Source organism: Neobacillus massiliamazoniensis, assembly GCF_001048695.1.
GTDB lineage: Bacteria > Bacillota > Bacilli > Bacillales > Cytobacillaceae > Neobacillus > Neobacillus massiliamazoniensis.
This window is the reverse complement of record NZ_CVRB01000002.1, coordinates 966,832-990,378: the sequence shown is the minus strand read 5'-3', so window position 1 is coordinate 990,378 and position 23,547 is coordinate 966,832. Positions and strand designations below refer to the sequence as shown.

Annotated in this window: 26 protein-coding genes; 2 read left to right on the top strand and 24 right to left on the bottom strand. The window is 43.4% G+C overall.

What is annotated here, in order from left to right:
• Positions 1-121: 121 nt before the first annotated feature.
• The 10 genes from BN1082_RS27475 to spoIIR form a co-directional block, all read right to left on the bottom strand.
• A complete protein-coding gene (locus BN1082_RS27475; RefSeq protein ID WP_176699749.1) occupies positions 122-259 on the bottom strand; it encodes a hypothetical protein in 138 nt (45 codons plus the stop codon).
• A 131-nt stretch (positions 260-390) separates the two neighbouring features.
• Complete coding sequence (upp, locus tag BN1082_RS12560) at positions 391-1,020, bottom strand: uracil phosphoribosyltransferase (RefSeq protein WP_090634821.1); 630 nt, start codon at positions 1,018-1,020, stop codon at positions 391-393.
• Between the two features lie 172 nt (positions 1,021-1,192).
• Positions 1,193-2,434 (bottom strand): serine hydroxymethyltransferase, encoded by a 1,242-nt coding sequence (gene glyA / locus BN1082_RS12555; protein ID WP_090634819.1) that lies wholly within the window; start codon positions 2,432-2,434, stop codon positions 1,193-1,195.
• Positions 2,435-2,616: 182 nt separating this feature from the next.
• Complete coding sequence (locus BN1082_RS12550) at positions 2,617-3,183, bottom strand: TIGR01440 family protein (RefSeq protein WP_090634817.1); 567 nt, start codon at positions 3,181-3,183, stop codon at positions 2,617-2,619.
• 13 nt (positions 3,184-3,196) lie between these two features.
• Complete coding sequence (gene rpiB, locus BN1082_RS12545; RefSeq protein WP_090634816.1) at positions 3,197-3,643, bottom strand: ribose 5-phosphate isomerase B; 447 nt, start codon at positions 3,641-3,643, stop codon at positions 3,197-3,199.
• A 123-nt stretch (positions 3,644-3,766) separates the two neighbouring features.
• A complete protein-coding gene (locus BN1082_RS12540; protein ID WP_090635012.1) occupies positions 3,767-4,204 on the bottom strand; it encodes a low molecular weight protein arginine phosphatase in 438 nt (145 codons plus the stop codon).
• A gap of 34 nt (positions 4,205-4,238) precedes the next feature.
• On the bottom strand, positions 4,239-4,796 hold the full coding sequence (locus tag BN1082_RS12535) for a manganese efflux pump MntP (protein WP_090634813.1): 558 nt from the start codon (positions 4,794-4,796) through the stop codon (positions 4,239-4,241).
• Between the two features lie 463 nt (positions 4,797-5,259).
• On the bottom strand, positions 5,260-6,303 hold the full coding sequence (locus BN1082_RS12530; RefSeq protein WP_090634811.1) for an L-threonylcarbamoyladenylate synthase: 1,044 nt from the start codon (positions 6,301-6,303) through the stop codon (positions 5,260-5,262).
• 144 nt (positions 6,304-6,447) lie between these two features.
• A complete protein-coding gene (locus tag BN1082_RS12525; RefSeq protein WP_090634809.1) occupies positions 6,448-6,894 on the bottom strand; it encodes a GNAT family N-acetyltransferase in 447 nt (148 codons plus the stop codon).
• A 228-nt stretch (positions 6,895-7,122) separates the two neighbouring features.
• Positions 7,123-8,058 (bottom strand): stage II sporulation protein R, encoded by a 936-nt coding sequence (spoIIR, locus tag BN1082_RS28700; protein WP_090634806.1) that lies wholly within the window; start codon positions 8,056-8,058, stop codon positions 7,123-7,125.
• 118 nt (positions 8,059-8,176) lie between these two features.
• Between spoIIR and BN1082_RS12515 the strand changes: the two genes are divergently transcribed.
• Complete coding sequence (locus BN1082_RS12515; protein ID WP_090634804.1) at positions 8,177-8,395, top strand: hypothetical protein; 219 nt, start codon at positions 8,177-8,179, stop codon at positions 8,393-8,395.
• Positions 8,396-8,622: 227 nt separating this feature from the next.
• On the opposite strand, the gene prmC is transcribed toward BN1082_RS12515, so the two are convergent.
• The 11 genes from prmC to BN1082_RS12455 all read right to left on the bottom strand — a co-directional run bounded on the left by prmC (position 8,623) and on the right by BN1082_RS12455 (position 19,165).
• Entirely contained in the window at positions 8,623-9,465 is an 843-nt protein-coding gene (gene prmC / locus BN1082_RS12510; RefSeq protein WP_090634802.1) for a peptide chain release factor N(5)-glutamine methyltransferase, read from the bottom strand.
• Positions 9,458-10,531, bottom strand: a complete 1,074-nt coding sequence (gene prfA / locus BN1082_RS12505; protein WP_090634800.1) for a peptide chain release factor 1 — start codon at positions 10,529-10,531, stop codon at positions 9,458-9,460. The genes prmC and prfA overlap by 8 nt, the downstream gene beginning before the upstream one ends.
• A 228-nt stretch (positions 10,532-10,759) precedes the next feature.
• Positions 10,760-11,236 carry a hypothetical protein gene (locus BN1082_RS12500; protein ID WP_090634799.1) on the bottom strand — a complete coding sequence of 159 codons (477 nt, stop codon included), beginning with the start codon at positions 11,234-11,236 and terminating at the stop codon, positions 10,760-10,762.
• Positions 11,237-11,374: 138 nt separating this feature from the next.
• Positions 11,375-11,971 carry a thymidine kinase gene (locus BN1082_RS12495; protein WP_090634798.1) on the bottom strand — a complete coding sequence of 199 codons (597 nt, stop codon included), beginning with the start codon at positions 11,969-11,971 and terminating at the stop codon, positions 11,375-11,377.
• A gap of 253 nt (positions 11,972-12,224) precedes the next feature.
• On the bottom strand, positions 12,225-12,431 hold the full coding sequence (rpmE, locus tag BN1082_RS12490) for a 50S ribosomal protein L31 (protein ID WP_090634796.1): 207 nt from the start codon (positions 12,429-12,431) through the stop codon (positions 12,225-12,227).
• Between the two features lie 225 nt (positions 12,432-12,656).
• Complete coding sequence (gene rho, locus BN1082_RS12485; protein ID WP_090634795.1) at positions 12,657-13,922, bottom strand: transcription termination factor Rho; 1,266 nt, start codon at positions 13,920-13,922, stop codon at positions 12,657-12,659.
• Positions 13,923-14,266: 344 nt separating this feature from the next.
• The gene (gene glpX / locus BN1082_RS12480) at positions 14,267-15,229 is read right to left on the bottom strand and encodes a class II fructose-bisphosphatase (protein ID WP_090634793.1); all 963 of its coding nucleotides are present in this window, start codon (positions 15,227-15,229) and stop codon (positions 14,267-14,269) included.
• Positions 15,230-15,292: 63 nt separating this feature from the next.
• On the bottom strand, positions 15,293-16,579 hold the full coding sequence (locus BN1082_RS12475) for a UDP-N-acetylglucosamine 1-carboxyvinyltransferase (protein WP_090634792.1): 1,287 nt from the start codon (positions 16,577-16,579) through the stop codon (positions 15,293-15,295).
• A gap of 169 nt (positions 16,580-16,748) precedes the next feature.
• Positions 16,749-17,399 (bottom strand): fructose-6-phosphate aldolase, encoded by a 651-nt coding sequence (gene fsa, locus BN1082_RS12470; protein WP_090634790.1) that lies wholly within the window; start codon positions 17,397-17,399, stop codon positions 16,749-16,751.
• Between the two features lie 342 nt (positions 17,400-17,741).
• Complete coding sequence (locus BN1082_RS12460) at positions 17,742-18,599, bottom strand: class II fructose-bisphosphate aldolase (protein ID WP_090634787.1); 858 nt, start codon at positions 18,597-18,599, stop codon at positions 17,742-17,744.
• A 194-nt stretch (positions 18,600-18,793) separates the two neighbouring features.
• Positions 18,794-19,165, bottom strand: coding sequence for a response regulator (locus BN1082_RS12455; RefSeq protein WP_090634785.1), 372 nt, complete (start codon positions 19,163-19,165; stop codon positions 18,794-18,796).
• Positions 19,166-19,319: 154 nt separating this feature from the next.
• Here BN1082_RS12455 and BN1082_RS12450 point away from each other — a divergent pair, with 154 nt between their 5' ends.
• The gene (locus BN1082_RS12450; RefSeq protein ID WP_090634783.1) at positions 19,320-19,841 is read left to right on the top strand and encodes a DUF2529 domain-containing protein; all 522 of its coding nucleotides are present in this window, start codon (positions 19,320-19,322) and stop codon (positions 19,839-19,841) included.
• Positions 19,842-20,476: 635 nt separating this feature from the next.
• Here the strand turns inward: BN1082_RS12450 and BN1082_RS12445 are convergent.
• From BN1082_RS12445 to BN1082_RS12435, 3 genes are all read right to left on the bottom strand, one after another.
• A complete protein-coding gene (locus BN1082_RS12445; RefSeq protein ID WP_090634781.1) occupies positions 20,477-22,072 on the bottom strand; it encodes a CTP synthase in 1,596 nt (531 codons plus the stop codon).
• A gap of 426 nt (positions 22,073-22,498) precedes the next feature.
• Complete coding sequence (gene rpoE, locus BN1082_RS12440) at positions 22,499-23,101, bottom strand: DNA-directed RNA polymerase subunit delta (protein ID WP_425412145.1); 603 nt, start codon at positions 23,099-23,101, stop codon at positions 22,499-22,501.
• Positions 23,102-23,247: 146 nt separating this feature from the next.
• Positions 23,248-23,457, bottom strand: a complete 210-nt coding sequence (locus BN1082_RS12435; RefSeq protein WP_090634776.1) for a hypothetical protein — start codon at positions 23,455-23,457, stop codon at positions 23,248-23,250.
• Between the last annotated feature and the right edge of the window lie 90 nt (positions 23,458-23,547).

Here is a 23,547-nt window from a genome sequence, read left to right as displayed (position 1 = left end):
AATTACGATATGTGCCGTTTTTCCAATATATGTGCCATTTTTGTGTTTTATGTGCCGTTTTCACCCACTTATGTGCTATTTTCCATTTTTATGTGCCGTTTCTTTCAAAAGTCTATCCTAATCATCTAAGACGCCTGGTTTCCGACTGGCAGCCGCTCTTTTCAGTTACTTTTTTAAGGATTTCACCTGCTTGAATTACGATATGTGCCGTTTTTCCAATATATGTGCCATTTTTGTGTTTTATGTGCCGTTTTTTCATTTTATGTGCCATTTTAAAAATATATGTGCCGTTTTTCACTTTTATGTGCCATTTGTCCAGGATTCGCGACGCCGACCGCCCCACCCATTCAAAATAAAAAAACCAGGCATTTCAAATGCCTGGCTTTCAAATTATTTCGTTCCAAACAACCGGTCGCCAGCATCGCCCAAGCCTGGTACGATGTAGCCGTGATCGTTTAGTTTTTCGTCGAGTGCGGCGATATAGATGTCTACGTCCGGGTGCTCGTTCTTAACAGCTTCGACGCCTTCTGGTGCAGCGATTAGGCACATGAATTTAATGTTTTTCGCGCCGCGTTTTTTCAAGGAGTGGATCGCTTCATTGGCAGATCCGCCTGTTGCAAGCATTGGGTCGACGACGATGAAGTCGCGCTCTTCGACATCGCTTGGGAGCTTCACGTAATATTCGATCGGCTTTAACGTTTCAGGGTCGCGGTATAAACCAATGTGTCCGACCTTTGCAGCAGGAATTAGTTTTAGTATTCCATCTACCATGCCAATGCCGGCGCGTAAAATCGGTACAAGTCCAATTTTTTTCCCGGAGAGAACTTTTGATTTAGCCATGCACACTGGTGTTTCAATTTCAATATCTTCAAGCGGCATATCTCTTGTGATTTCAAATGCCATTAGTGTCGCTACTTCGTCAACCAGTTCACGGAAGTCCTTTGTTCCTGTGTTTTTATCACGTATGTAAGTAAGCTTATGTTGGATGAGTGGGTGGTCGAAGACATACACCTTTGCCACAATAATCGCCCCTTTAATTAAAATAAATTTCGCTTCGCCTCATTTTACAGAAAAAAAATAGAATGGGCAACTCAAAGTGGCCATTCTTTTCTACCTTTTTCAAATCGGCGACACTATCAATTTCCTTAAAAAGAAAACCGGCTTGGTGTCAGGCACCACAGCCGGTTTCCTATTAATATTCAGGGTATAGCGTAAATTTGTTGGTTAGAGTCGTCACGCGTTCACGTGCCTCAGCAAGCTTTGCTTCGTCTTCGTGATTTTTTAGCGTGAAGGCAATAATAGAGGCAATTTCGTCCATGTCCTCTAAGCCAAAGCCGCGCGATGTCACAGCAGCTGTTCCGATCCGAATACCGCTCGTTACAAACGGGCTTTGTGGATCGAATGGAATGGTGTTCTTGTTCACGGTAATACCGATTTCATCAAGCACATGTTCTGCCACTTTCCCTGTTAAACCAAGGTTTTGCAGGTCGACGAGCAATAAGTGGTTATCCGTGCCACCGGAAACAAGTTTAATACCTTCTTTTTGCAGACTTTCACCAAGGCGTTTGGAATTGGCGATAATGTTTCCTGCATAGTCTTTAAAGCTGTCCTGGAGCGCTTCGCCAAAAGCAACTGCTTTTGCAGCAATGACATGCATTAAAGGACCGCCTTGAATGCCTGGGAAAATTGACTTGTCTATTTGTTTGGCAAATTGTTCACGGCAAAGGATCATCCCGCCGCGTGGCCCACGCAATGTTTTATGCGTAGTCGTTGTCACGAAATCAGCATATGGAACTGGATTTTGGTGCAGTCCTGCCGCAACCAATCCGGCGATATGAGCCATATCGACCATCAAATAGGCGCCAACTTCATCGGCGATTTCACGGAACTTTTTAAAATCAATTTCCCTTGGGTAGGCGCTTGCCCCTGCCACAATCAGCTTTGGTTTATGCTCGCGTGCCTTTGCCAAGACATCATCATAATTGATCTGTTGCGTTACTTCATCAACACCATATTCAACAAAGTTATATTGAATTCCACTAAAGTTGACCGGGCTACCATGCGTTAAGTGGCCGCCATGTGATAAATTCATGCCGAGTACTGTGTCACCTTGCTCTAAGATCGTGAAGTAGACCGCCATGTTGGCTTGGGCACCGGAATGTGGCTGAACATTCACATGTTCCGCGCCGAAAATTTGTTTTGCACGATCGCGAGCAATGTTTTCGACAACATCAACATATTCACAGCCACCATAGTAGCGGCGTCCCGGGTATCCTTCTGCATATTTGTTCGTTAACACAGAGCCCTGGGCTTCCATGACCGCTTCGCTAACAAAGTTTTCTGAGGCAATCAATTCAATTTTGGCGCGCTGACGGCCCAATTCCTGTTGAATCCCCTGAAAAACTGCCTCATCCTGCTGTGACAAATGCTTCATCGTAATCGTATCCCCCTTATTGTATGAAACCGAAAACTTTCGAAAATTCCATTTTATTTTAGCATGTTTTTGCTTTATTTTAAAAGTTTTAAGATAATTAAAAAAACATGTTAAAAATTGGCTTTACGCTAACCTGCTGTAAAAAATAGCAGCCTGAAATTCACAACATTCCAGCTGACTGCTTACGAACAGCTGGAATTGTCACGATTACGCACGTAAACGGCTCTCTCCCCGCCGATGAGCTTCGGTCTTGTTTTAGCCAGCGTCACACGGGCATGGCCGACCATTTTCTGTTTAACACGAATCGGTACTGCAACATGCTTCAAATGCATGCCTATGAAGGTATCACCAATGTCGATACCAGCGTCTGCTTTCAAGAATTCCACGACAACGGCATCGTTCGTGTGTTCAAAAGCATACGTCGCCATTGCTCCACCAGCCTTGCGGACAGGAACTACGGAAACCTCCTCCAAGCCGTGCTCGAGGGCAACCGTTCTTTTCACCACTAGGGCGCGGTTTAGATGCTCACAGCATTGAAACGCTAGCTCGATTCCCGTTTCCTGCTGCAGCTTCGTCAAGGTGCGAAAAATCATTTCCGCCACATCAAAGGTTCCTGCTGTACCAATTCGTTCGCCCATGACCTCGCTCGTGCTACAGCCCACAACGAGCAACTGTCCAGGCTTGAATCCAACTTGCTCCTTAAACTCTGCCAAGATCGCTTCTAATTCCGTTTCCCATTGTTGAATCATTTTGTTTGTCCCCTTAGAGGTATTTGTTTTCGATAGCCTTAATTTTATCAATCCGTGCAACATGACGACCGCCTTCAAATTCGCCGGTCAGCCAAACTTGCGCAATTTCCCTTGCCAGCCCTGGACCAATGACGCGTTCGCCCATTGCCAATATATTAGTGTCATTATGAGCGCGCGTAGCTTTTGCGCTAAATGTATCATGAACGAGTGCGCAGCGAATTCCTTTTACCTTGTTGGCGGCGATGCTCATCCCAATTCCAGTTCCACAAATCAAAATGCCGCGGTCGAACTCTCCGCTTGCCACTTTCTCCGCCACAGGCAGCGCGTAATCCGGATAATCCACCGATGTGTTGCAATCACAACCAAAATCAACGTATTCAATGTTCAATTCTTCCAATAAGTTTGCGATTTCTTTGCGAATATTAATGCCACCATGATCAGATGCCAATGCTACTTTCATGTTAGACTCCTCCTGTTGTTTTCTTTCATTTTGACATATTGAAAAAAAAATAGAAAGCTCGCGGGTAAAAAATATTAGAAAAGCTAGTCATTAAAATAGGAGCCCTAAAGGCTCCCTAGTTATCTATCCAATTTTTTCCAACACTTTATTAATGAGTTTTTCAAGCTCTTGATAGGTTTCTTGGTAGATGGCAAGGTTACCGCCAAATGGGTCAACGACATCATGATCAAATGGTTCACCAACAAATTCCTTCAATGTAAAAAGCTTCGCACTTACGCTGGGGTATTGCTGGTGGATGGCGTATTTATGGGAGGTAGTCATTGTTAAAACCAAATCAGCCCAGTTCAGGTCCTCTTTGGCCAGCAAACTTGATTGATGGTGATGGAAAATGTTATTTTCATCGAGCACTTGCTTGGCATGGGTCGAGGCGTCACTTCCGTTCACAGCAAAAATGCCGGCTGATTTTACCTCCAGGCCGTCAATTTTTTTATTTTTCAAAATGGCCTCTGCCATTGGGCTTCGACATGTATTTCCCGTACATACAAACAAAATGCGCCGCATGAGCATTCCTTCTCTCCTATTTTTCTGTATTTTTTTAGAAAAAAAGATACAGCAGTTTCAAACCAAATGCAAGTAATATGGCGCCGCCAAGCGCTTCGCTGTATGAGCCAATCCAGGCTTGAACCTTTCTGCCCAACAACAGGCCGGCCCATGTTTGCACCGTTGCCACAATTCCAAAGCATAAAAGAACCAAGGCTGTTTTCGCCCCGAAGATTCCTAATGAAAGTCCGACTGAAAAACTGTCAAGGCTGACACTTAAGGCAAAAATAAGCAAGCCCATTCCTGTCGGAGTGATAATTTTTTCTTCGCCCTTTTTAACGCTTGCCCATATCATGTTCACACCTAAAATGATCAGCAGCAAGCCGCCGATAATGCTGGCAAAGGTGCCGAATTTCTCCGATAAAAGCTTTCCCATCAACAAGCCCACAAGCGGCATCCATACGTGAAAAAGCCCTATTGTAATCCCTATTTTAAAAATCTGCCTCATCCGCAGTTTGTACATTCCCATGCCAAGTCCCACCGAAAATGCATCCATTCCTAGCGCAAATGCCATGATTAACAGCGTGACTATTTCTCCAACCATTGCTGTCATTCTAAAATCAGCCCCCTTGGACTTGCTAATTCAGCATATGCACGTCCAAAGTATTTTAGAAGTCGAGTTGGAGAAGCCGCTCGGTTAGGTCCGGAAATGCGATTCGCGGATAGAAGGTCGTAATTGCTGATAGACTGCTGAAATCCGCTGATAGGGCTCAGCTGCAGCAAAATTTTCTTCTATTTAATAGCAATTTACAAATTTACGTGACCCGAATCATGCTATTTTCCCTTTTTCGAGCACGTAAAATGCCTCTAGTTTCCCATAGATTTGAATTTTACCCGATTTCGGGAATGTAGAGTGTGTCTACGTAAACAATTTCCTGTTTTCAATCGCTTTTCGTGAACGTAGAAGGTGTCTACGTAAACGAAATCTTATTTCTAACCGCTTTTCATGAACGTAGAAACCTTCTAGTTTCCCGAAATATTGAATTTTGGCTCACTTCGGGAATGTAGCGCCCAGCCTACTCAATAATCACCTTATTTCCCGCCGCTTTTTGCAGCCGGTTCATGATGGCATCGCCCACGCCTTCGTAAGAAAACATTTCGCTAAAAATAATATCCACCTTTTCATGGTTAAAGGCCCTTAACGTATCATAGAGAGCGGCTGCGACTGTTTTCGGCTCGGCCCGTTTTCCACAGGCGAGAACAAGATCCGCATCGTACTCGCTCACGTTTTCTTCTGTCGTCAGCACCCCGACCTTTAAGCCTTCCCGCTGTTTTTCCTCTACTAATTTCATCAAAAACGCCTTGCTTCCCGCGACTAAATAGAGCGGGGCATTGGGCGCGTAGTGGGTGTACTTCATTCCTGGGGCTTTTGGTTTCGCAGTTTCCTCGCTTAACGCTGGATCCATCCGGACTTCGCCAATCACAGCCTCGAGCTGCTCCTTCGTTACCCCGCCTGGCCGAAAAATAACTGGAACCGAGTCAGTGCAGTCGATGACCGTTGATTCGACGCCCACCCCGGTCGCCCCACCATCGAGCACACCGGCAATTTTACCTTGCAAATCTTCAATCACGTGCTCAGCTCTCGTCGGACTTGGTTTGCCGGAGCTGTTTGCACTTGGCGCTGCAATCGGCAGCCCGCAGCGTTTCAGCAAGGCGAGGGCAACAGGATGATCCGGCATTCTCACACCGACGCTATCCAGTCCGGCCGTTGCTTTTTCCGAAAGGACGCCAGCTTTCTTTTTAAAAATAATCGTAAGAGGCCCCGGCCAAAACGCCTCCATTAATTGTTCTGCCTTTGCCGGTATTTCCGCCACAAAGCGCTGGAGCTGCTCCCGTTCCGCAATGTGAATAATCAGTGGATTATCGCTCGGCCTCCCCTTGGCGCTAAAAATCTTTTCCACAGCTGCATCACTTTCGGCATTACCGCCGAGGCCATAAACCGTTTCCGTTGGCAGGGCAACGACCTCATTTTCCCTTAAAAGCTGTGCTGCATCCACAACATGTGGATTATTTTCGAGATTATCCACATACTTATCCACTTTCCAAACCTTTGTATTCATCTTGATCCACCTTTATATAAAACGTACCTTACCTCATATTTACGTTTGCAAGTATATAAGAAGGTGTGGTTAAATACAAGCTTTATCCACAAATTGTGAATAACCTTGTTGAAATAGTGGATAACTTTGCGAATCTATCCACAACTATAGCGAAATTTTCAAAAAATAGGAGTTATCCACATTTAAAATATGCTTTATATGCTCAGCGCTGTAAAATTCACTTGGTAATTTTTCCTGCTCGAGTCTTTGAAAGCCCAGCACCTCAAAAAAAGGAAGCGCTGCGCTCTTATTTGTCGCTAAAAACATGCTGCTCATTCTCTTTTCCTTTGCCAACTGCAGCATCTGATTTAGTAGAATTAGAATTTCCTTCTCTGCTTGGCTGGATGTAACTACTAACGAACGCAGCAAACCATATCTAGCAAACACTTCCATCCCCAGTGATCCCCTGATATTCCCGTCCCCATCCTCTAGCAGCAAAAAATAGTCCATGCTTTCCTCCGTTAGTCCCTCTGTCCCCAGCTGAGCGTTCGTGAGAAACTCTCTTACCTTTTTCAAATCTTCTTTATCTGCTTTGCGAATCACTGACTGCATCCTTTACCACCTCATTTTCATCATCTACTCTATGAATATGAAAAAACTAGATTAAATAGAACTAGTGGAATCTAGTAAAAAAAGCGGAAGGCACTCTTTGGGCGCCTCCGCCGAAAACTCATGTTTTTCAACGTACTATGTATTGCTTCTGCAGCTTGCTCCTATGAAGCTGGCCCATTCTTGAACGCTCAATAAAAAATCCAGTCCCACTTTTGAGACTGGATCGGTTCAATCAAATAGCTTTTTCCAAAGCTCCACAACGAAAAATTTTACTTTTACTGGCTCCTCATCCTCCGATGTATATACTGGCTTTTCTGCTTGAAGCTTTTTTGGGTTATGATTTTCAGCCGGAGTATTTTTTTCTGACGCTTCTACTTTCGCCGCAGAAGTTTCCTTTGCCGGAGTTTTTTCGTCAACCGTTTCTACTTTCTTCACAGACCTTTCCTTTGCCGAAGTTGCCGGAGCTTTTTTGTCTGTCACTTCTGTTTTCGCATCAGAGTTTTCCTTTGCCGCCGAAGTGATTTCTTCTTCTGGCGCCGATGAATCAGTGTTCTCGTCACCCGCAGCTGCCACTTCCGTCAGGGCCGCCGAGGCCGCAATTTCTTCGGTTGATTTTACCTTTGCTTTCGCCTTATGCTTTTCTTCAAAGCCGTCGCTTACAGCTACACCATTCGAAAAATCAAGGAAACATAACGGCGGATAGAGGACGCACCACCAATTGGCCCCTTTTCCCTCGCCTAACGTAATTAACACTGCTTGGTACTGCCCGGCCGGATATAAAAATTGGCCATATAATTTCGTCGGAAACTGAACTTTGCCGAATTCCACTTTAACCGATTGTTTCGATCCGTAATCCTGCACTACTTTTTCGGCAATCGTCTGGATTTCCGGAAGCTTATCTTTAATCACTACTTTTGCTTTATCCATCGAAGTTAAATCCTGAACCCAAAGAGTAATTTTCGCATTGACCGCATCGCGCACCTTTCGCTTCAGCGCCTGGTCACTCTCCGTGTCACTGTTGGCAAGAATCCTCAGCCGAATCGCATCGCCCGGTATAATAATCGATTCCTTTGCAACCGCCTCATTTTTCGGTATCCATAAACTGAAAATTGTTCCTAACGATAATAAGATCAAATATCCCCACACTATAGCTTTGCTTCTCATCCCCAGCACCGCCCCTTCTCTATCCTCATTGTGGACAAAAGCCAAAAATCTTAAACTATTAATTTTAAAAATAGTCTGTATTTGGTATTATTTAACTAAAGAAAGGTGGGGGAAGTTTATGATTTGGGTAATTATCCCGGCTTTGGCACTCACGATTCCAATCATTGCAATCTTGACTGATCATTTTGGCAAGCAAAACAAAATAAAACACGAAATGATTAAAGACCAACTAGAGCTCGAAAAACTAAAGCAAGAAAACTACCTTATCGAAACCGAAAAAATGAAGCTCGAGCTTGAAAAAATCAGGCTTGAAGCACCAAATGATAAGTTTATGTGAGAAAAACCGGGCAAAAATCCGCCCGGTCCTTTTTTGTTTAAAGGAGAACCGATATTTTGCACTCTTTCCCACGTACTTACATACCCTTTACTCGCCACTTTTTATCATTTACTCGCCAATCTCGCTCACTACTTAATAAGAGTCCTCTGTTTGGGAGAGGCTATGCCGCTGAAGCTAGGCAATTCTCGAAGTCAAAGTCTTATCCAATAAAAAAAGAGAGTGTGAATTCACACTCTCTTTATTTCCGCAAACACCATCCGGTCCTTGCCGTTAATATCATTTAGAATATCAACCTTTACATTTTCAAATGTCTTTTGAAAAAGCTCCGCTACCGCTTCGCCCTGACCGGCCCCAATTTCAAAGGCAACGAGCGCGCACGGCGCCAGCACAGCCGGAAGCTCAACCATAAATCGGCGGTAAAAGTCGAGTCCGTCCGCGCCTGCAAACAAGGCCCGATGCGGCTCATGCTCTGTTACTACCTCGGACATCTCCGCTATATCACCAACCGGGATATACGGCGGGTTCGACACAATTACATCAAACTCTTCCCCAAAAAACGGCTGCAGCAAATCTCCATGAACAAACTGAACATCCGCCCCAAGCCGATTGGCATTTTCCTTCGCGACAGCTAGTGACTCTAAGGCTATATCGGTGCCTGACACCAATAAGGATGGTTGCTCAAGCTTCAAGGTGATGGCGATTGCACCGCTACCTGTCCCGACATCTAGCAGTTTTTGTCCATTTTTTACCCTGCGAAGTGTTTCCAACACAAGCTCTTCGGTTTCCGGCCTTGGGATGAGCACCTCTTCGTTAACAACAAAGGTCCTCCCATAAAACTCCTCCGAACCGATGATATATTGAATCGGTCTGCCGGCGGCGTGGTCCATGACTGCTTTTTCAAATGTCTGCCAAATGGAAGGCATTAATTCTTCCCGGACGTTGGCAAATAGCTGTGACCGCGACATGCCGGTGTAGTGACGGAGCAGCAACTCCCCTGCATTCTCGTCGCGGTCTGCTGTTTTTAAAAAAGAAGAAGCCCATTGAAGAGCTTCGTAAATTTTTTTACTCATTGGTTGCACTTGCCAGTCTATTTGATTGATCATCAAGGATTAAGGCATCTACGATTTCGTCGATTTTGCCTTCGATAATTTGATCAAGCTTTTGAATCGTTAAACCAATGCGATGGTCAGTGACACGATTTTGCGGATAATTGTAGGTGCGAATCCGTTCTGAACGGTCGCCTGTACCAACTGCGGATTTCCTTGCTTGATCCAATTCAGCTTGGGCCTCCTGCTGGAACTTATCGTATACACGGGCACGTAAGATCTTCATCGCCTTATCTTTGTTTTTATGCTGCGACCGTTCATCCTGGCTTGTTGCGACGATACCTGTCGGGATATGGGTTAAACGAACAGCTGACATCGTCGTGTTTACGCTCTGTCCACCGGCACCGCTTGATGCAAATGTATCGAAGCGGATATCTTTATCGTGGATTTCAATATCAAATTCTTCTGCTTCTGGCATGCAGGCAACAGTTGACGTCGACGTGTGAATCCGGCCACCAGATTCCGTTTCCGGCACACGCTGAACACGATGGGCACCATTTTCATACTTCAATTTAGAATAGGCACCAGTTCCCGTAATCATAAAAATAATCTCTTTGAAGCCACCGAGACCTGTCTCGTTCGCATCAATAACTTCCGTTTTCCAGCCTTGTGATTCAGCATAGCGGCTGTACATCCGGTAAAGCGATCCGGCAAACAACGCCGCCTCTTCCCCGCCCGCTGCACCGCGGATTTCCATAATAACGTTTTTATCATCATTCGGGTCCTTCGGAATGAGCAAAATTCTCAACTGCTCTTCCAATTCACCAATAAGCGTATCTAGTTCGTTCACTTCTTCTTTAACCATTTCGCGCATCTCAGCATCAAGCTTCTCATCAAGCATAGCTTTCGCATCTTGAAGCTGCTGCTTCGCTTCTTTATATTGGCGGTAGGCTTGGACGGTTTCTTGTATATCAGATTGTTCTTTTGAATATTCTCGAAGTTTTTTGGAATCATTAATTATCTCTGGATCGCTCAAAAGCTCATTCAACTTTTCATAGCGATCTTCTACGGATTGAAGACGATCAAACACTCTATTCACCTCTGGTTTTAGTCCATAACATTCTAATTATATTATAGGAAAAATGCACCGTCAAAAAACATTTTTACCCTGTAAGCATTTTGCAAATAAAGGTAAAAGTTAGATTGGCACATAAGTAGGTTGTTTTGGCACATATATTTTAATAATGGCACATAAATTTGAAAAACAGCACATACATCTTGTTGTATACAAAAAACATGCCCTTGATATCAGAGCATGCTATCTTCTATCTTCCTGAACACTTACTTCAATATTATACCTTGGTAAGGCTTCGACTAATTTGCGATGGAGGCGTGCTTGAGCGTCAAGTTTTTCTTGAATAGTAAGCTGGTCCATTTTATAAACATTGACCCACATCCGGTCGCCGTTAATCCATACGGAATCAGTTCTGAACTCTTTTGTATCTGCTATGACTTGCTTAGCTTTATCGGCATCTACACCAAGATTACCGCTGCCCCCTGATGCATTGCCATTCCTTGTTCCTCTCAGCTTAAGGAAATTCGGGTTTTGATTGGTTACGTCATTCCCCATAACCCTTCCTTTGTCGGGACCTGTCAGTTCGTTTGACATATAGTTGGGTGCGTTTTTATCCTTGCGAAAATCATAGGCTGTTTCATTATTCTTAATGCCCTGACAGCCACAGACAAGAATCGCCATAATCAATAGTAATAGTGAGGGAAAAATGAACTTTTTCACTATTTCCACCTCCTATTACTAGGATGCCCAGCCTACACACTCAATCGCTCAAGAAAAATCTTTCCAACCACCACTGTCCACCCCACGCGGACAAATGTCCACCAAGGGTGTCAGGCACCAACAGGGAGACACCAACTCTTAGCGGGTGTTGACTGGGATGGTTTTTGGGACTTCGTGGTGATGGCGACAGCGAGGCTCGTAGGCTTCAGCGGCGCCGACTAGGATGACTGGGTCATGGTAGGATGCTGGTCTGCCGTCGATGAGACGCTGTGTTCTGCTTGATGGCGAGCCGCAAACGGTGCAGACGGCCTGTAATTTGGTTACTTGTTCTGCGATGGCCATTAATTCTGGCATTTGGCCAAATGGTTCGCCGCGAAAATCCTGGTCAAGCCCAGCGGCAATGACGCGGTGGCCGCTGTCAGCAAGCTGCTGAACGACACGGACGATTCCTTCGTCGAAAAACTGTACTTCGTCAATCGCGATAATTTCAATATCTGATTCGACATGATGTAAAATCTCGATGGAGTGGGATATTGGCGTCGCAATAAAAGAGGATCCATTATGGGATACTACAGAATGTTCACTGTAGCGATTATCAATTTTCGGTTTAAAAACAGCGATTTTTTGTTTAGCAAATTGAGCACGTCTGACGCGACGAATCAATTCCTCTGATTTTCCTGAAAACATACTGCCGCAGATAATCTCAACCCATCCGCTTTGCTTCATTACGTACATGAATGGCGACTCCTTCCTATGCGCAAACCCTAAATTACATTATTTGTATCTATTTGATCGTGAATAGTTGAAGTGCCCAGCGATACTGAAGTTGAGCACTTCACTTTTCAAACATATATTATTTAAGAAATGCCCAAACTCCTTGGTCAGGGGGCTCTAATAGTCCCTAGGCTCTAGCTGGACACTTACTGAAAAGCTATTAATGATAAATAAAAAACAGGCAAGTAGTGTCTCTGCTTGCCTGTTTCTGAGCTTATTGTTGCTTAAGGCCGTATTTTTTGTTGAAGCGGTCAACACGTCCGCCTGCTTCAGCGAATTTTTGGCGACCAGTATAGAATGGATGGCACTCAGAGCAAGTTTCTACGCGAATCTCTTGTTTAACAGATCCACTTTCAAACGTATTTCCGCATGCACAAGTCACCTTAACTGTTTTGTAATTAGGATGAATTCCTGCTTTCATTATTTTCAGCTCCTTCTGCCCTGAATCTTTCGAAACAGAGTTATCATAAGTGCTTGTCTAAAACCAGCACCAATATACTAAAAACACACTGCAACTATTATAGCAAGGAGAACTCGCTTTTGCAAGATGGGATTTTTAGGATTTTAGCCCTCAAGCAACCAGACTCCAAGACCGAATTTAGTTTTAGCGTAATCTTATCCTTCATATTTTTCCTAAGTCCTACCATTATGAACGGCGGGTTTTCAATTCTTCCCCTATTTGCTCGAAAAATTCTTCGTTTGACTTTGTTTGTTTTAATTTTTTCAAGAAGCGTTCGGCAAAGTCTGGCGAGTCTGACATTGATTTGCGAATCACCCATAATTTGTCGAGATGGTCCTTCGGAATGAGCAGCTCCTCTTTCCGTGTTCCGGAACGGCGAATGTCGAGGGCAGGGAAAATGCGACGTTCGGCAAGAGTACGGTCAAGGTGAAGCTCCATATTTCCCGTCCCTTTAAATTCCTCATAAATGACGTCATCCATCCGTGAACCGGTATCGACCAATGCGGTCGCTAGGATCGTTAAGCTGCCGCCCTCTTCAATATTACGGGCAGCCCCGAAGAAGCGCTTCGGACGGTGGAAGGCAGCTGGGTCAATCCCTCCGGAGAGTGTCCGGCCACTTGGTGGAATGACAAGGTTGTATGCACGCGCCAGGCGAGTAATACTATCCATCAGGATGACTACATCGCGTTTGTGCTCGACTAAGCGCATCGCTCGATCGAGAACAAGCTCGGCCACTTTAATATGATTTTCCGGCACTTCATCGAAGGTAGAGCTGACAACATCACCCGCTACGGAGCGTTCAATGTCGGTTACCTCTTCCGGACGTTCGTCAATTAACAGTACAATCAGTTCGACTTCCGGATGGTTTGTTGTAATGCTATTGGCAATTTCTTTTAACAGCATCGTTTTACCAGCTTTCGGAGGCGCAACGATCAATCCCCTTTGGCCAAATCCAACCGGTGCTACTAAATCCATAATTCTTGTGGAAAGATGTTTCGGATTGGTTTCGAGCTTCATCTGTCTGTCTGGATAGAGAGGAGTTAAAGCTGGAAAGTAAACACGTTCCTTCGCGGATTCAGGGTCTTCACCGTTCACCGCTTCTACGTGTAAAAGTCCGTAATAGCGTTCATTTTCTTTTGGAGGCCGTACCTTACCAGAAACTTTATCACCATTGCGAAGATCAAATCGGCGGATTTGCGATGCCGAAATATAAATATCCTCTGAGCTTGGAGAGTAGTTGATTGGCCGTAAGAATCCGAACCCTTCGGATTGGATTATTTCTAGGACGCCTTCCATGAAAAAATAACCTTGCTGTTCTGCACGGGATTTGAGGATGGCAAAAATTAATTCTTTTTTCGTTAATTTGCTGTAATAGGTCACCTTATATTCGCGAGCAAGCTCATAAAGTTCCTTTAGTTTCATATTTTCTAAACCTGAAATTGTTAAGTCCATGTGTACACCACTCTTTAATATTTTTTCTCTTTAGAGTTTTTTGGGGTAGAAAGTATACATCTTTTTCAAAGAAGGATGAAAGAAGTATAAATGAAATGAATAGATTGGCAGAAAAAAAAGCATAATAAAACAACTTCTATTTTACCCTTTTACTAAAAAAATAATCAACTACATTTTTTGTTTGGAAAAATTTTCTCGGGAGGAAGTTAACTCTTGAAGTTTTGGGGTAGAGGATGTCCCAAAAGGGTCTGACCTCTGGCTCAACACTCAATATATTGTCGTTTTCAACTATATATTGTAGGGAGAGGGGTCTGACACTTTTTTTGGGACATCCTCCTGCAATCCTAACCTATCACTAAATTCGGTTTCTTTTTCAAGCTGTGTCGGCCTTCAACAAAGCGGACGGTGCCTGATTTTGCTCTCATAACAAGGGAGTGGGTTGACGCGTATGAGCCTTTAAATTGGACACCGCGCAATAATTCGCCGTCTGTAACCCCTGTTGCGGCAAATATAGCATCGTCACCTTTTACAAGGTCTTCCATCCTGAGCACCTTGTTGACATCAAGACCCATTTTAATGCAACGCTCGAGCTCTGCATCGCTTTGCGGCAGCAATTTTCCGATTAGCTCGCCGCCAAGGCATTTGAGGGCAACCGCTGAAAGCACTCCCTCAGGCGCTCCACCTGAACCAAATAAAATGTCGACGCCAGTCGTTTCAAACGCTGTATTGATGGCACCGGCTACATCTCCGTCGTTTATAAGTTTAATCCTTGCGCCTGCTTCGCGAAGCTGGGCAATGATATGCTCATGACGCGGACGGTTCAAGACTGTTGCCACAACGTCTTGGATATCTTTGTTTTTAGCTTTTGCCACCGCTTTCAAATTATCGAGTACAGAAGCATTGATATCTACAAGTCCTACGGCTTCAGGACCAACGGCTATTTTTTCCATGTACATATCTGGTGCATGGAGGAGATTGCCATTATCGGCAATAGCAAGGACGGCAAGCGCATTCCAGCCGCCAGAGGCTAAAATATTTGTCCCTTCAAGGGGGTCAACGGCCACATCCACGCGAGGACCAAAGCCAGTTCCAAGTTTTTCGCCAATATAAAGCATCGGCGCCTCATCCATTTCTCCTTCACCAATAACAACAGTTCCTTTCATCGGAACTGTGTCAAACACGTCACGCATGGCCGATGTTGCCGCTCCGTCTGCTTCATCTTTTTTTCCACGGCCCATCCAGCGGGCTGAAGCGAGGGCAGCACCCTCTGTTACACGGACAAGCTCCATCGATAAACTTCTTTCCATCGGTTTCCATCTCCCAATTCTGATTCCTAACGATCAGATTTTTTAGTCTTACCGTTTGAACTCTTAGATGTTCTTTAAATGCTCGACTTCTTCTTTCGTTAATGCTTCACGCCAGACTGTTGCCCCAAGCCCGTTTAGTTTTTCGACAAGATTGCTGTATCCCCTGTCAATATGATCGAGCCCCGTCACTTCGGTAATGCCTTCTGCAATCAGCCCAGCAATGACTAATGCCGCACCGGCTCTTAGATCGCTTGCCTTAACCTTTGCCCCCTGAAGTTGGACCGGACCGTTAGTAATCGCCGAACGTCCCTCAACTTTAATATTGGCATTCATTCTTCTTAACTCATCAATATGTTTAAAGCGGGCACCATAAATAGTATCGGTAACCACACTAGAGCCAGCTGCACGAGTTAACAGGGTGGTAAACGGCTGCTGCAAATCTGTTGGAAAACCAGGATAGACAAGCGTCTTGATATCAACGGTTTTTAATGCAGATGAACCGCTAATAAAAATTTGATCATCGCCTGATTCTACCTGAACACCCATTTCACGCAATTTAGCCGTTAAGGATTCTAAATGCTGCGGGATGACATTATCGATTAAAATTCCTTCCCCAACCGCTGCGGCGATAATCATATAGGTCCCCGCTTCGATTCGGTCGGGAATAATGGTGTGGCGGCAACCATGGAGACAATCAACACCGTCAATGCGAATGACATCTGTTCCGGCTCCTTTGATCTTCGCCCCCATATTCGTCAATAACGTGGCTACATCAATGATTTCTGGTTCCTTAGCAGCGTTTTCGATAATGGTCCGCCCTTTAGCTTTTACCGCAGCAAGCATAATATTAATCGTCGCCCCGACGCTGACGACGTCAAGATAAATCCTTGCACCTCGGAGTTCATCGGCGCGCAAATAAATAGCTCCTTGCTCATTGGTAACGGTTGCACCTAGGGCCTCAAAACCTTTAATATGCTGATCAATCGGCCTTGGGCCTAGATGGCAGCCACCAGGTAAACCAATGACTGCTTTTTTAAACCGACCCAGCATCGCCCCCATTAAATAATAGGATGCGCGTAGCATTTTTACCTTCCCGTTTGGAAGCGGCATAGAAATCATCGTGGTAGGGTCCACTGTCATTTCATCTTCGGTTAGCGTGACTTTCCCGCCGATTTCTTCGAGCAAGCCCTTTAGAATTTCAACATCAGAAATATCCGGTAATCCTTCAATGGTGACCGGTGATTCTGCTAAAATAGTGGCTGGAATTAGGGCAACTGCGCTATTTTTTGCACCGCTGATCCGAACGGTTCCTTTTAATGGGTAGCCGCCTGCAATCTTTAGTTTTTCCATTTTCGACTCCCTTCTAAGCCTGAAATCGCCTAGTGTAGCTCAAGGTATTTTTTTCCAACATTAAACAGCAAATTCCGACAGCTTGTCTATTTATATAGTTTACACGAAAATTTTATTTTCATGTATTCCTATTTAAAAAAATATTCGAAAATGGAAAAACTGCGGAAAATTAGGCGTTTGTACGTGAATTCCAATCTTTTAAGAATGCTTCAATGCCTTTATCAGTTAACGGGTGCTTGCATAAGCTCATAATAACATTATAAGGAATTGTGGCAATATGTGCACCTCTTAAAGCTGCTTCAGTCACATGCATAGGATGACGAATAGAAGCCGCGATAATTTCTGTTTCAATACCATGAACGTCAAAGATTTCAGAAATCGTTGAAATAAGATCGAGCCCATTTTGTCCGATATCGTCTAATCTGCCAAGGAATGGAGAAACATATGTAGCTCCTGCTCTTGCTGCAAGCAAGGCTTGGTTTGCATTAAAAATCAAAGTAACGTTTGTTTTAATACCTTCTTTAGAAAAAGCATGGACTGCCTTTAATCCTTCAAGAGTCATTGGAACTTTAACTGTAATATTTGGTGCGATCGCAGCAAGTTCTCTTCCTTCACGAATCATTCCTTCTGCGTCTAATGCAATTACCTCAGCGCTTACGGAACCTGGGACAAGCGTAGTGATTTCTCTCAAGCGGTCATGGAATGAGACGCCTTTTTCTTTTGCTACAAGCGATGGATTAGTTGTTACGCCTGCAAGTAAGCCAAGCTCATTTGCTTCACGGATTTCATTAATATTTGCTGTGTCAATAAAAAATTTCATGATGATTTCCTCCAAGTTTGTTATTTTTATTAGAATTTGTTTCTTTGGATCTTGAGTAATGTCCAGCTTCAAAAGAGTATCGGTTTCCGCTTTTCTTTTGTCCAGCTCCAGCGCCTAGGGGCTCGGGGTCATAAGCCAATCCGTCATGAAGGTTAAAAACCAACCTTCAAGCCGGCTCGTCTTATGCCTGTCGCCCCTGAGCAAGGCGCTTCCGCTTTTCTTTAAAAAACATTTGAAACCGCCCTTTTGGCAAGGGCGGCTTCACTTCAATCAAATGTTACCAAAGATTGTAACCTATTTGCAAGAGACGCAAGTCACATCTTCGATTAGCGCCGCTCTTTATTATGCTTTGTTTGAAGAACCAAACTCGCGCATTTTGCCGATAACTGTTTCTTTAATGGCGTCACGTGCTGGTCCTAAATATTTACGTGGATCATATTCTGCTGGTTTTGCTGCTAACACTTCACGCACTACTTTAGCAGAAGCGATTTGGTTTTCAGTGTTAACATTGATTTTTGCAGTTCCAAGGGAAACTGATTTTTGGATATCCTTTGTAGGGATTCCAGTTCCACCGTGTAGTACTAATGGAACACCTGTAAGGTTTCCGATTTCTTCCATTTCTTTGAAACCAAGCTTTGGTTCACCTTTGTATGGGCCGTGAACGGAACCAAGCGCTGGAGCAAGGCAATCGATGCCAGTGCGTTTCACAAGATCCACACACTCATTTGCATCTGCATAAATAATGCCGTCTGCAACTACATCGTCCTCTTGTCCGCCGACTGTTCCAAGCTCAGCTTCAACAGAAACACCTTTAGAATGAGCATACTCTACCACTTTTGTAGTGATTTCAATATTTTCTTCATAAGGATGGTGAGAAGCATCAATCATAACAGAAGTAAAGCCTGCATCAATTGCTTCTTTACATTTATCAAAGCTAGAACCGTGGTCAAGGTGAATTGCAACCGGAACGGTAATTTTATAATCTTCCATTAAGCCTTCTACCATTTTGCAAACAGTTTTGAAACCGCCAATATAGCGGCCAGCACCTTCAGAAACACCTAAAATAACTGGTGATTTTTCTGTTTCCGCTGCTTGTAGAATGGCTTGAGTAAATTCAAGGTTATTGATATTAAATTGTCCTACAGCATATCCTTCTGATTTTGCTTTCTTAAGCATTTCAGTCATAGAAACTAAAGGCATTTGAATTCCTCCTTAAATTTTGGTTACTTTATTCGAAACATGACTTTCCATATAAAGGTTTTCCCTCTATTTTTGCAATTATGTATTCTCGAAAAAAGTTAACCATCTAGTGAAGTTCATATGTATCATAACAAAAGGAAAGAAGAAATTCCATCACTCTGATCAAACTGTAACATTGTAAGCGTAGCCACTTTTTAATTAGTTTTCTGAGGCATATGTTTTCTTACAGCAGCGCGGATATCATCAATGTCAAACGGCTTGGCAAAATGCGTAAGAGCCCCGAGATTTTTGGCTTCTTGAATCATATTCAATTCCCCGTAAGCGGTCATGATAATAACTCGAATATCCGGGTCAATCACTTTCATACGTTTTAAAATTTCAATTCCATCCATTCCTGGTATTTTCATATCTAAAAGGACAAGATCTGGGTCATGCTTTTTTAAAATATCTAACGCTTGGAGTCCATTTGCAGCCTGAAAGGTTTGATACCCCTCCTTTTGAAACACCTCATTTAGTAAAATCCGAATTCCAAACTGATCATCTACGATTAAAATCTTCTCTTTCACAACCTTCACCTCTTCCTATTTCAATACCTATGAATATAGTTCTACTTATTTTATCAAAATTCCTTCTTAAATTGTTTCTATATTGTGGAAATTGACTTTTATTTTTTCTTTTTTGGAAAAAGTCTATAATAAAGGCTTGAAAGGAGTGGTAGTTTTGTTAAAAATGTTAACGACCCAATTAACTGGCTTGTTTAAGCGCATCGAGGAAAAAGAAGCATTTTCATTTGAGGACGGAGCCCGCTTGCTAGCCCAAGCACCGGTTGGTGATGGGGTGATTTATCTTTACGGGCCAAACGAAATGAAAGCAATTGTGAATGAGGCCATAGAAGGTGCAGAACCATTCAAATTTGCCAAACCGTTTGCAAATATTGAAGAAGTAACAGATGCGGACCGGGTGGTCATTTTTACCCGTTATGCGTCTGATTCCGATGCTGTCGAACTTGCTATACAGCTACAGGAAAAAGAAATCCCGTTTGTTGGTGTATCCACTGCTCTGAACGGTGAGGGCAAGCTCGCGGAACTAGCGGATGTTCATATTGATTTAGCTCTTAAAAAGGGGTTGCTTCCAGATGAATTCGGCAATCGCTTCTGTATACCCTCTTCGATGGCAGGATTGTTTGTTTATTATGGACTGAAGTTCACGATTGAGGAAATTTTGGAGGAATATGATCTGTAAAAAGCGGCCAGGAGAAAGGCCGTTTTTTTGTTGTGGCGGACCGACGGCGATTGGATTTATGTGCCGTTTTTCCGATATATGTGCCATTTTTCCGATATATGTGCCATTTTTGGATTTTATGTGCCGTTTTGACCCACTTATGTGCCATTTTTCTTTTTTATGTGCCGTTTCTCTTAAAAGTCTATCCGATCCTTCTAAAACGCCTGTTTTCTGACTGGCTGCTGCTCTTTTTAGTTATTTTTTTGCAGATTTCCACTGCTTTAAATACGATATGTGCCGTTTTTCCATTTTATGTGCCATTTTTGGATTTTATGTGCCGTTTTGGCCCACTTATGTGCCATTTTTCTTTTTTATGTGCCGTTTCTCTTAAAAGTCTATCCAATCCTTCTAAAACGCCTGTTTTCTGACTGTGGCTGCTGCTCTTTTTAGTTACTTTTTTGCAGATTTCCCCTGCTTTAAATACGATATGTGCCGTTTTTCCATTTTATGTGCCATTTTTGGATTTTATGTGCCGTTTTGACCCACTTATGTGCCGTTTTGACCCACTTATGTGCCGTTTTGACCCACTCATGTGCCATTGCCAAACCAACCCCATGCATAAAAATAGGCCAGCAGAGCTGGCCTATTACACTTGTTTATTTTTGAATTGTTGCTTTGACAAAATCGCGGAAGAGCGGTTGTGGACGTGTTGGTCTTGAAACGAATTCTGGATGGAACTGGGATGCTACAAACCATGGATGATCATTCAATTCAATAATTTCGACTAAACGGCCGTCTGGGCTTGTTCCTGAGAAGACAAAGCCTGCACTTTCCATCTCTTGACGATAATGGTTGTTAAACTCATAACGATGGCGGTGGCGTTCGTAAACAACATTTTCTTCATACGCCTCGAACGCTTTCGTTCCTTCGACAAGGCGGCATGGATAAAGACCCAATCGTAATGTACCACCAAGGTCCTCAACATCCTTTTGTTCAGGAAGTAAATCGATAATTGGATATTCCGTATCTGGACGGAATTCTGCCGAGTGTGCATCTTTGTAGCCAAGAACGTTGCGAGCAAACTCAATAGTTGCCAGCTGCATACCTAAGCAAATGCCGAGGAACGGAACTTTATTTTCACGGGCATAGCGAGTTGCATGGATCTTTCCTTCGATGCCGCGGTCTCCAAACCCACCTGGAACTAGAATACCATCAACATCATGCAAATAGTCTGCCACATTTTCTTCTGTTACATGGTCAGAATTAATCCATTTCACTTCAATGTCGGTGTCAAAAGCATAGCCTGCGTGGCGCAATGCTTCCACAACGGAAATATAGGCATCCTGAAGCTCAACATATTTACCGACAAGACCAATGCGTGTCTTATTTGAAAGGTTTAAAACCTTATCGACAAGCGCCTTCCATTCTGTCATGTCTGGATCAGGTGTTGTCAATTTAAGATGGTCGCAGACAATTTGGTCCATTTTCTGATCTTGAAGAGCAAGCGGAACAGAATAAAGCGTATCGGCATCACGGCATTCAATCACCGCTTTGGCGTCAATATCACAGAACAAGGCAATTTTGTCCTTCATATCCTGCGAGATCGGCATTTCTGTTCTTACCACAATAATATTTGGCTGGATTCCGAGGCTGCGTAATTCCTTCACGCTGTGCTGGGTCGGCTTCGTTTTCATTTCACCTGCCGCCCGAATATACGGAACTAATGTACAATGAACATACATTACATTGTCACGGCCGATATCATTTTTAATTTGGCGGATCGCTTCTAAAAACGGCAGAGATTCGATATCGCCGACAGTACCACCAATTTCGGTAATAACAACATCAGCATTTGTTTCTTTGCCGGCACGGAAAACGCGGTCCTTAATTTCGTTTGTGATATGCGGAATTACTTGGACTGTGCCACCTAAATAATCACCACGGCGCTCTTTTCGTAAAACGGTCGAGTAGATTTTTCCGGATGTCACGTTACTATATTTAGTAAGGTTAATGTCAATAAACCGCTCGTAGTGTCCTAAATCCAAATCCGTTTCTGCACCATCGCCCGTAACGTATACTTCGCCATGCTGATATGGGCTCATCGTTCCTGGGTCTACGTTAATATAAGGGTCGAATTTTTGAATGGTCACACTTAACCCGCGATTTTTCAATAAACGACCTAGTGAAGCTGCGGTGATTCCTTTTCCAAGTGATGAAACCACACCGCCTGTTACAAAAATATACTTTGTCATTGATTATTCCCCCTCTAATTCAGTGTGTACAATTTCTAAATGGTTTAAGGCTAATTTATCTAAAATAATTTCGCCTCGTCGCTCTTCGACAAGGAAGTGAAACAATAAGAAAAGCGTAAGCGCCTTGATCAGCCCCGATATAGGGAGACTTGGCACTGATAAGTGCCTTAGTCTCCCTTAATGCGCACAGAAGGCGTTAGCCTTCTGTAGCCAAGCATAAGACGAGCCGGCAGGAAGGTTGCTTTTTAACCTTCATGACGGATTGGCTTATGACCTCGAGGGGCTAGGCGCTGAAGCTAGACAAAAATAAAAAAGCGCCCACCCTACAATAAGTAAGGGAGCGCATTTTGATTAATGATTGAATCGTTCCTATTTTAAGGAGCCCAAAAAAGATTTTACAAGGGCATGAATGAAAAGTCAAGCCGATTATTTATCTTCCTCTTCTTCATCTTCGTCGACTAACTCGTCATCCTCGTCGAGGTCTTCATCAAGATCTTCATCTTCACCAAGATCTTCATCTTCACCAAGATCGAAGTCAGCATCTTCCTCAATGACATCCTCGTCTTCATCTAGGTCGTCAATATCATCGAAGTCGTCTTCATCTTCACCAAGATCTTCATCGTCAGCAAAATCATCGAGATCATCGTAGTCTTCTTCTTCCATCTCGTCCATCTCGTCGAATTCGTCAACGACATCCTCATCGACAACCTTCTTCGCCTTTTTCTTCTTAGGCTTCGCAGAGGTTATCACTTCTTCTTCAACCGTATCTACTGGATACCAAACGCGAAGACCCCAGCGGTTTTCCCCTAGTGTAAGGAAGCGGCCATCGATATTCATATCGGTATAAAATTGTGCAAGTCTTGTGCGGATTTCTTCTGCTGAAATTCCCGCTGCTGTGGCAATTTCGTTTACTAAATCATTAAAAGCAATCGGCTGCTTACTATTTTTTAAAAATTCGTAAGCCAATTCAATAAGAGAAAACTCTTGTAATTGCTCCTTTGAGTATTGTTTTAAACTCAATATAGGCACTTCCTTTCTCTATTTAACACTCTTAAAAGAGTGGTTAAAGGACATTCTCCTTGTCCAGCTTCAGCGCCTAGTCAAGGCGCCTTTAGCTTATCTTTCCAAAATACATATTCTTCATTATAAACAAATTCCTGCCGTTTATGCTAGTTCTATCCTTTGTTTCTCTTGATTTTTTCCCGTTTTGCTTGATCCTTGTTAACCCCTTTTTGAGCCTTTACTTTTTTTATCTGTCTCACGGTCATAAAAATAAAGAAAAGCGCCAGCAACAAGAAGGGAATCGACCCTAATTGCATCTGATAAAGATAATTAAACGGCCAGGCTAATACAGCTATAATAATCACAGCATATATAAACTTCATTCTGTTGTCACCCGCCTGTTGAAAGCAAAGATTGTTTGCTAATCTATTATATAAGATATTGATAGTAAAACAAATAATTTATTTTCGTTC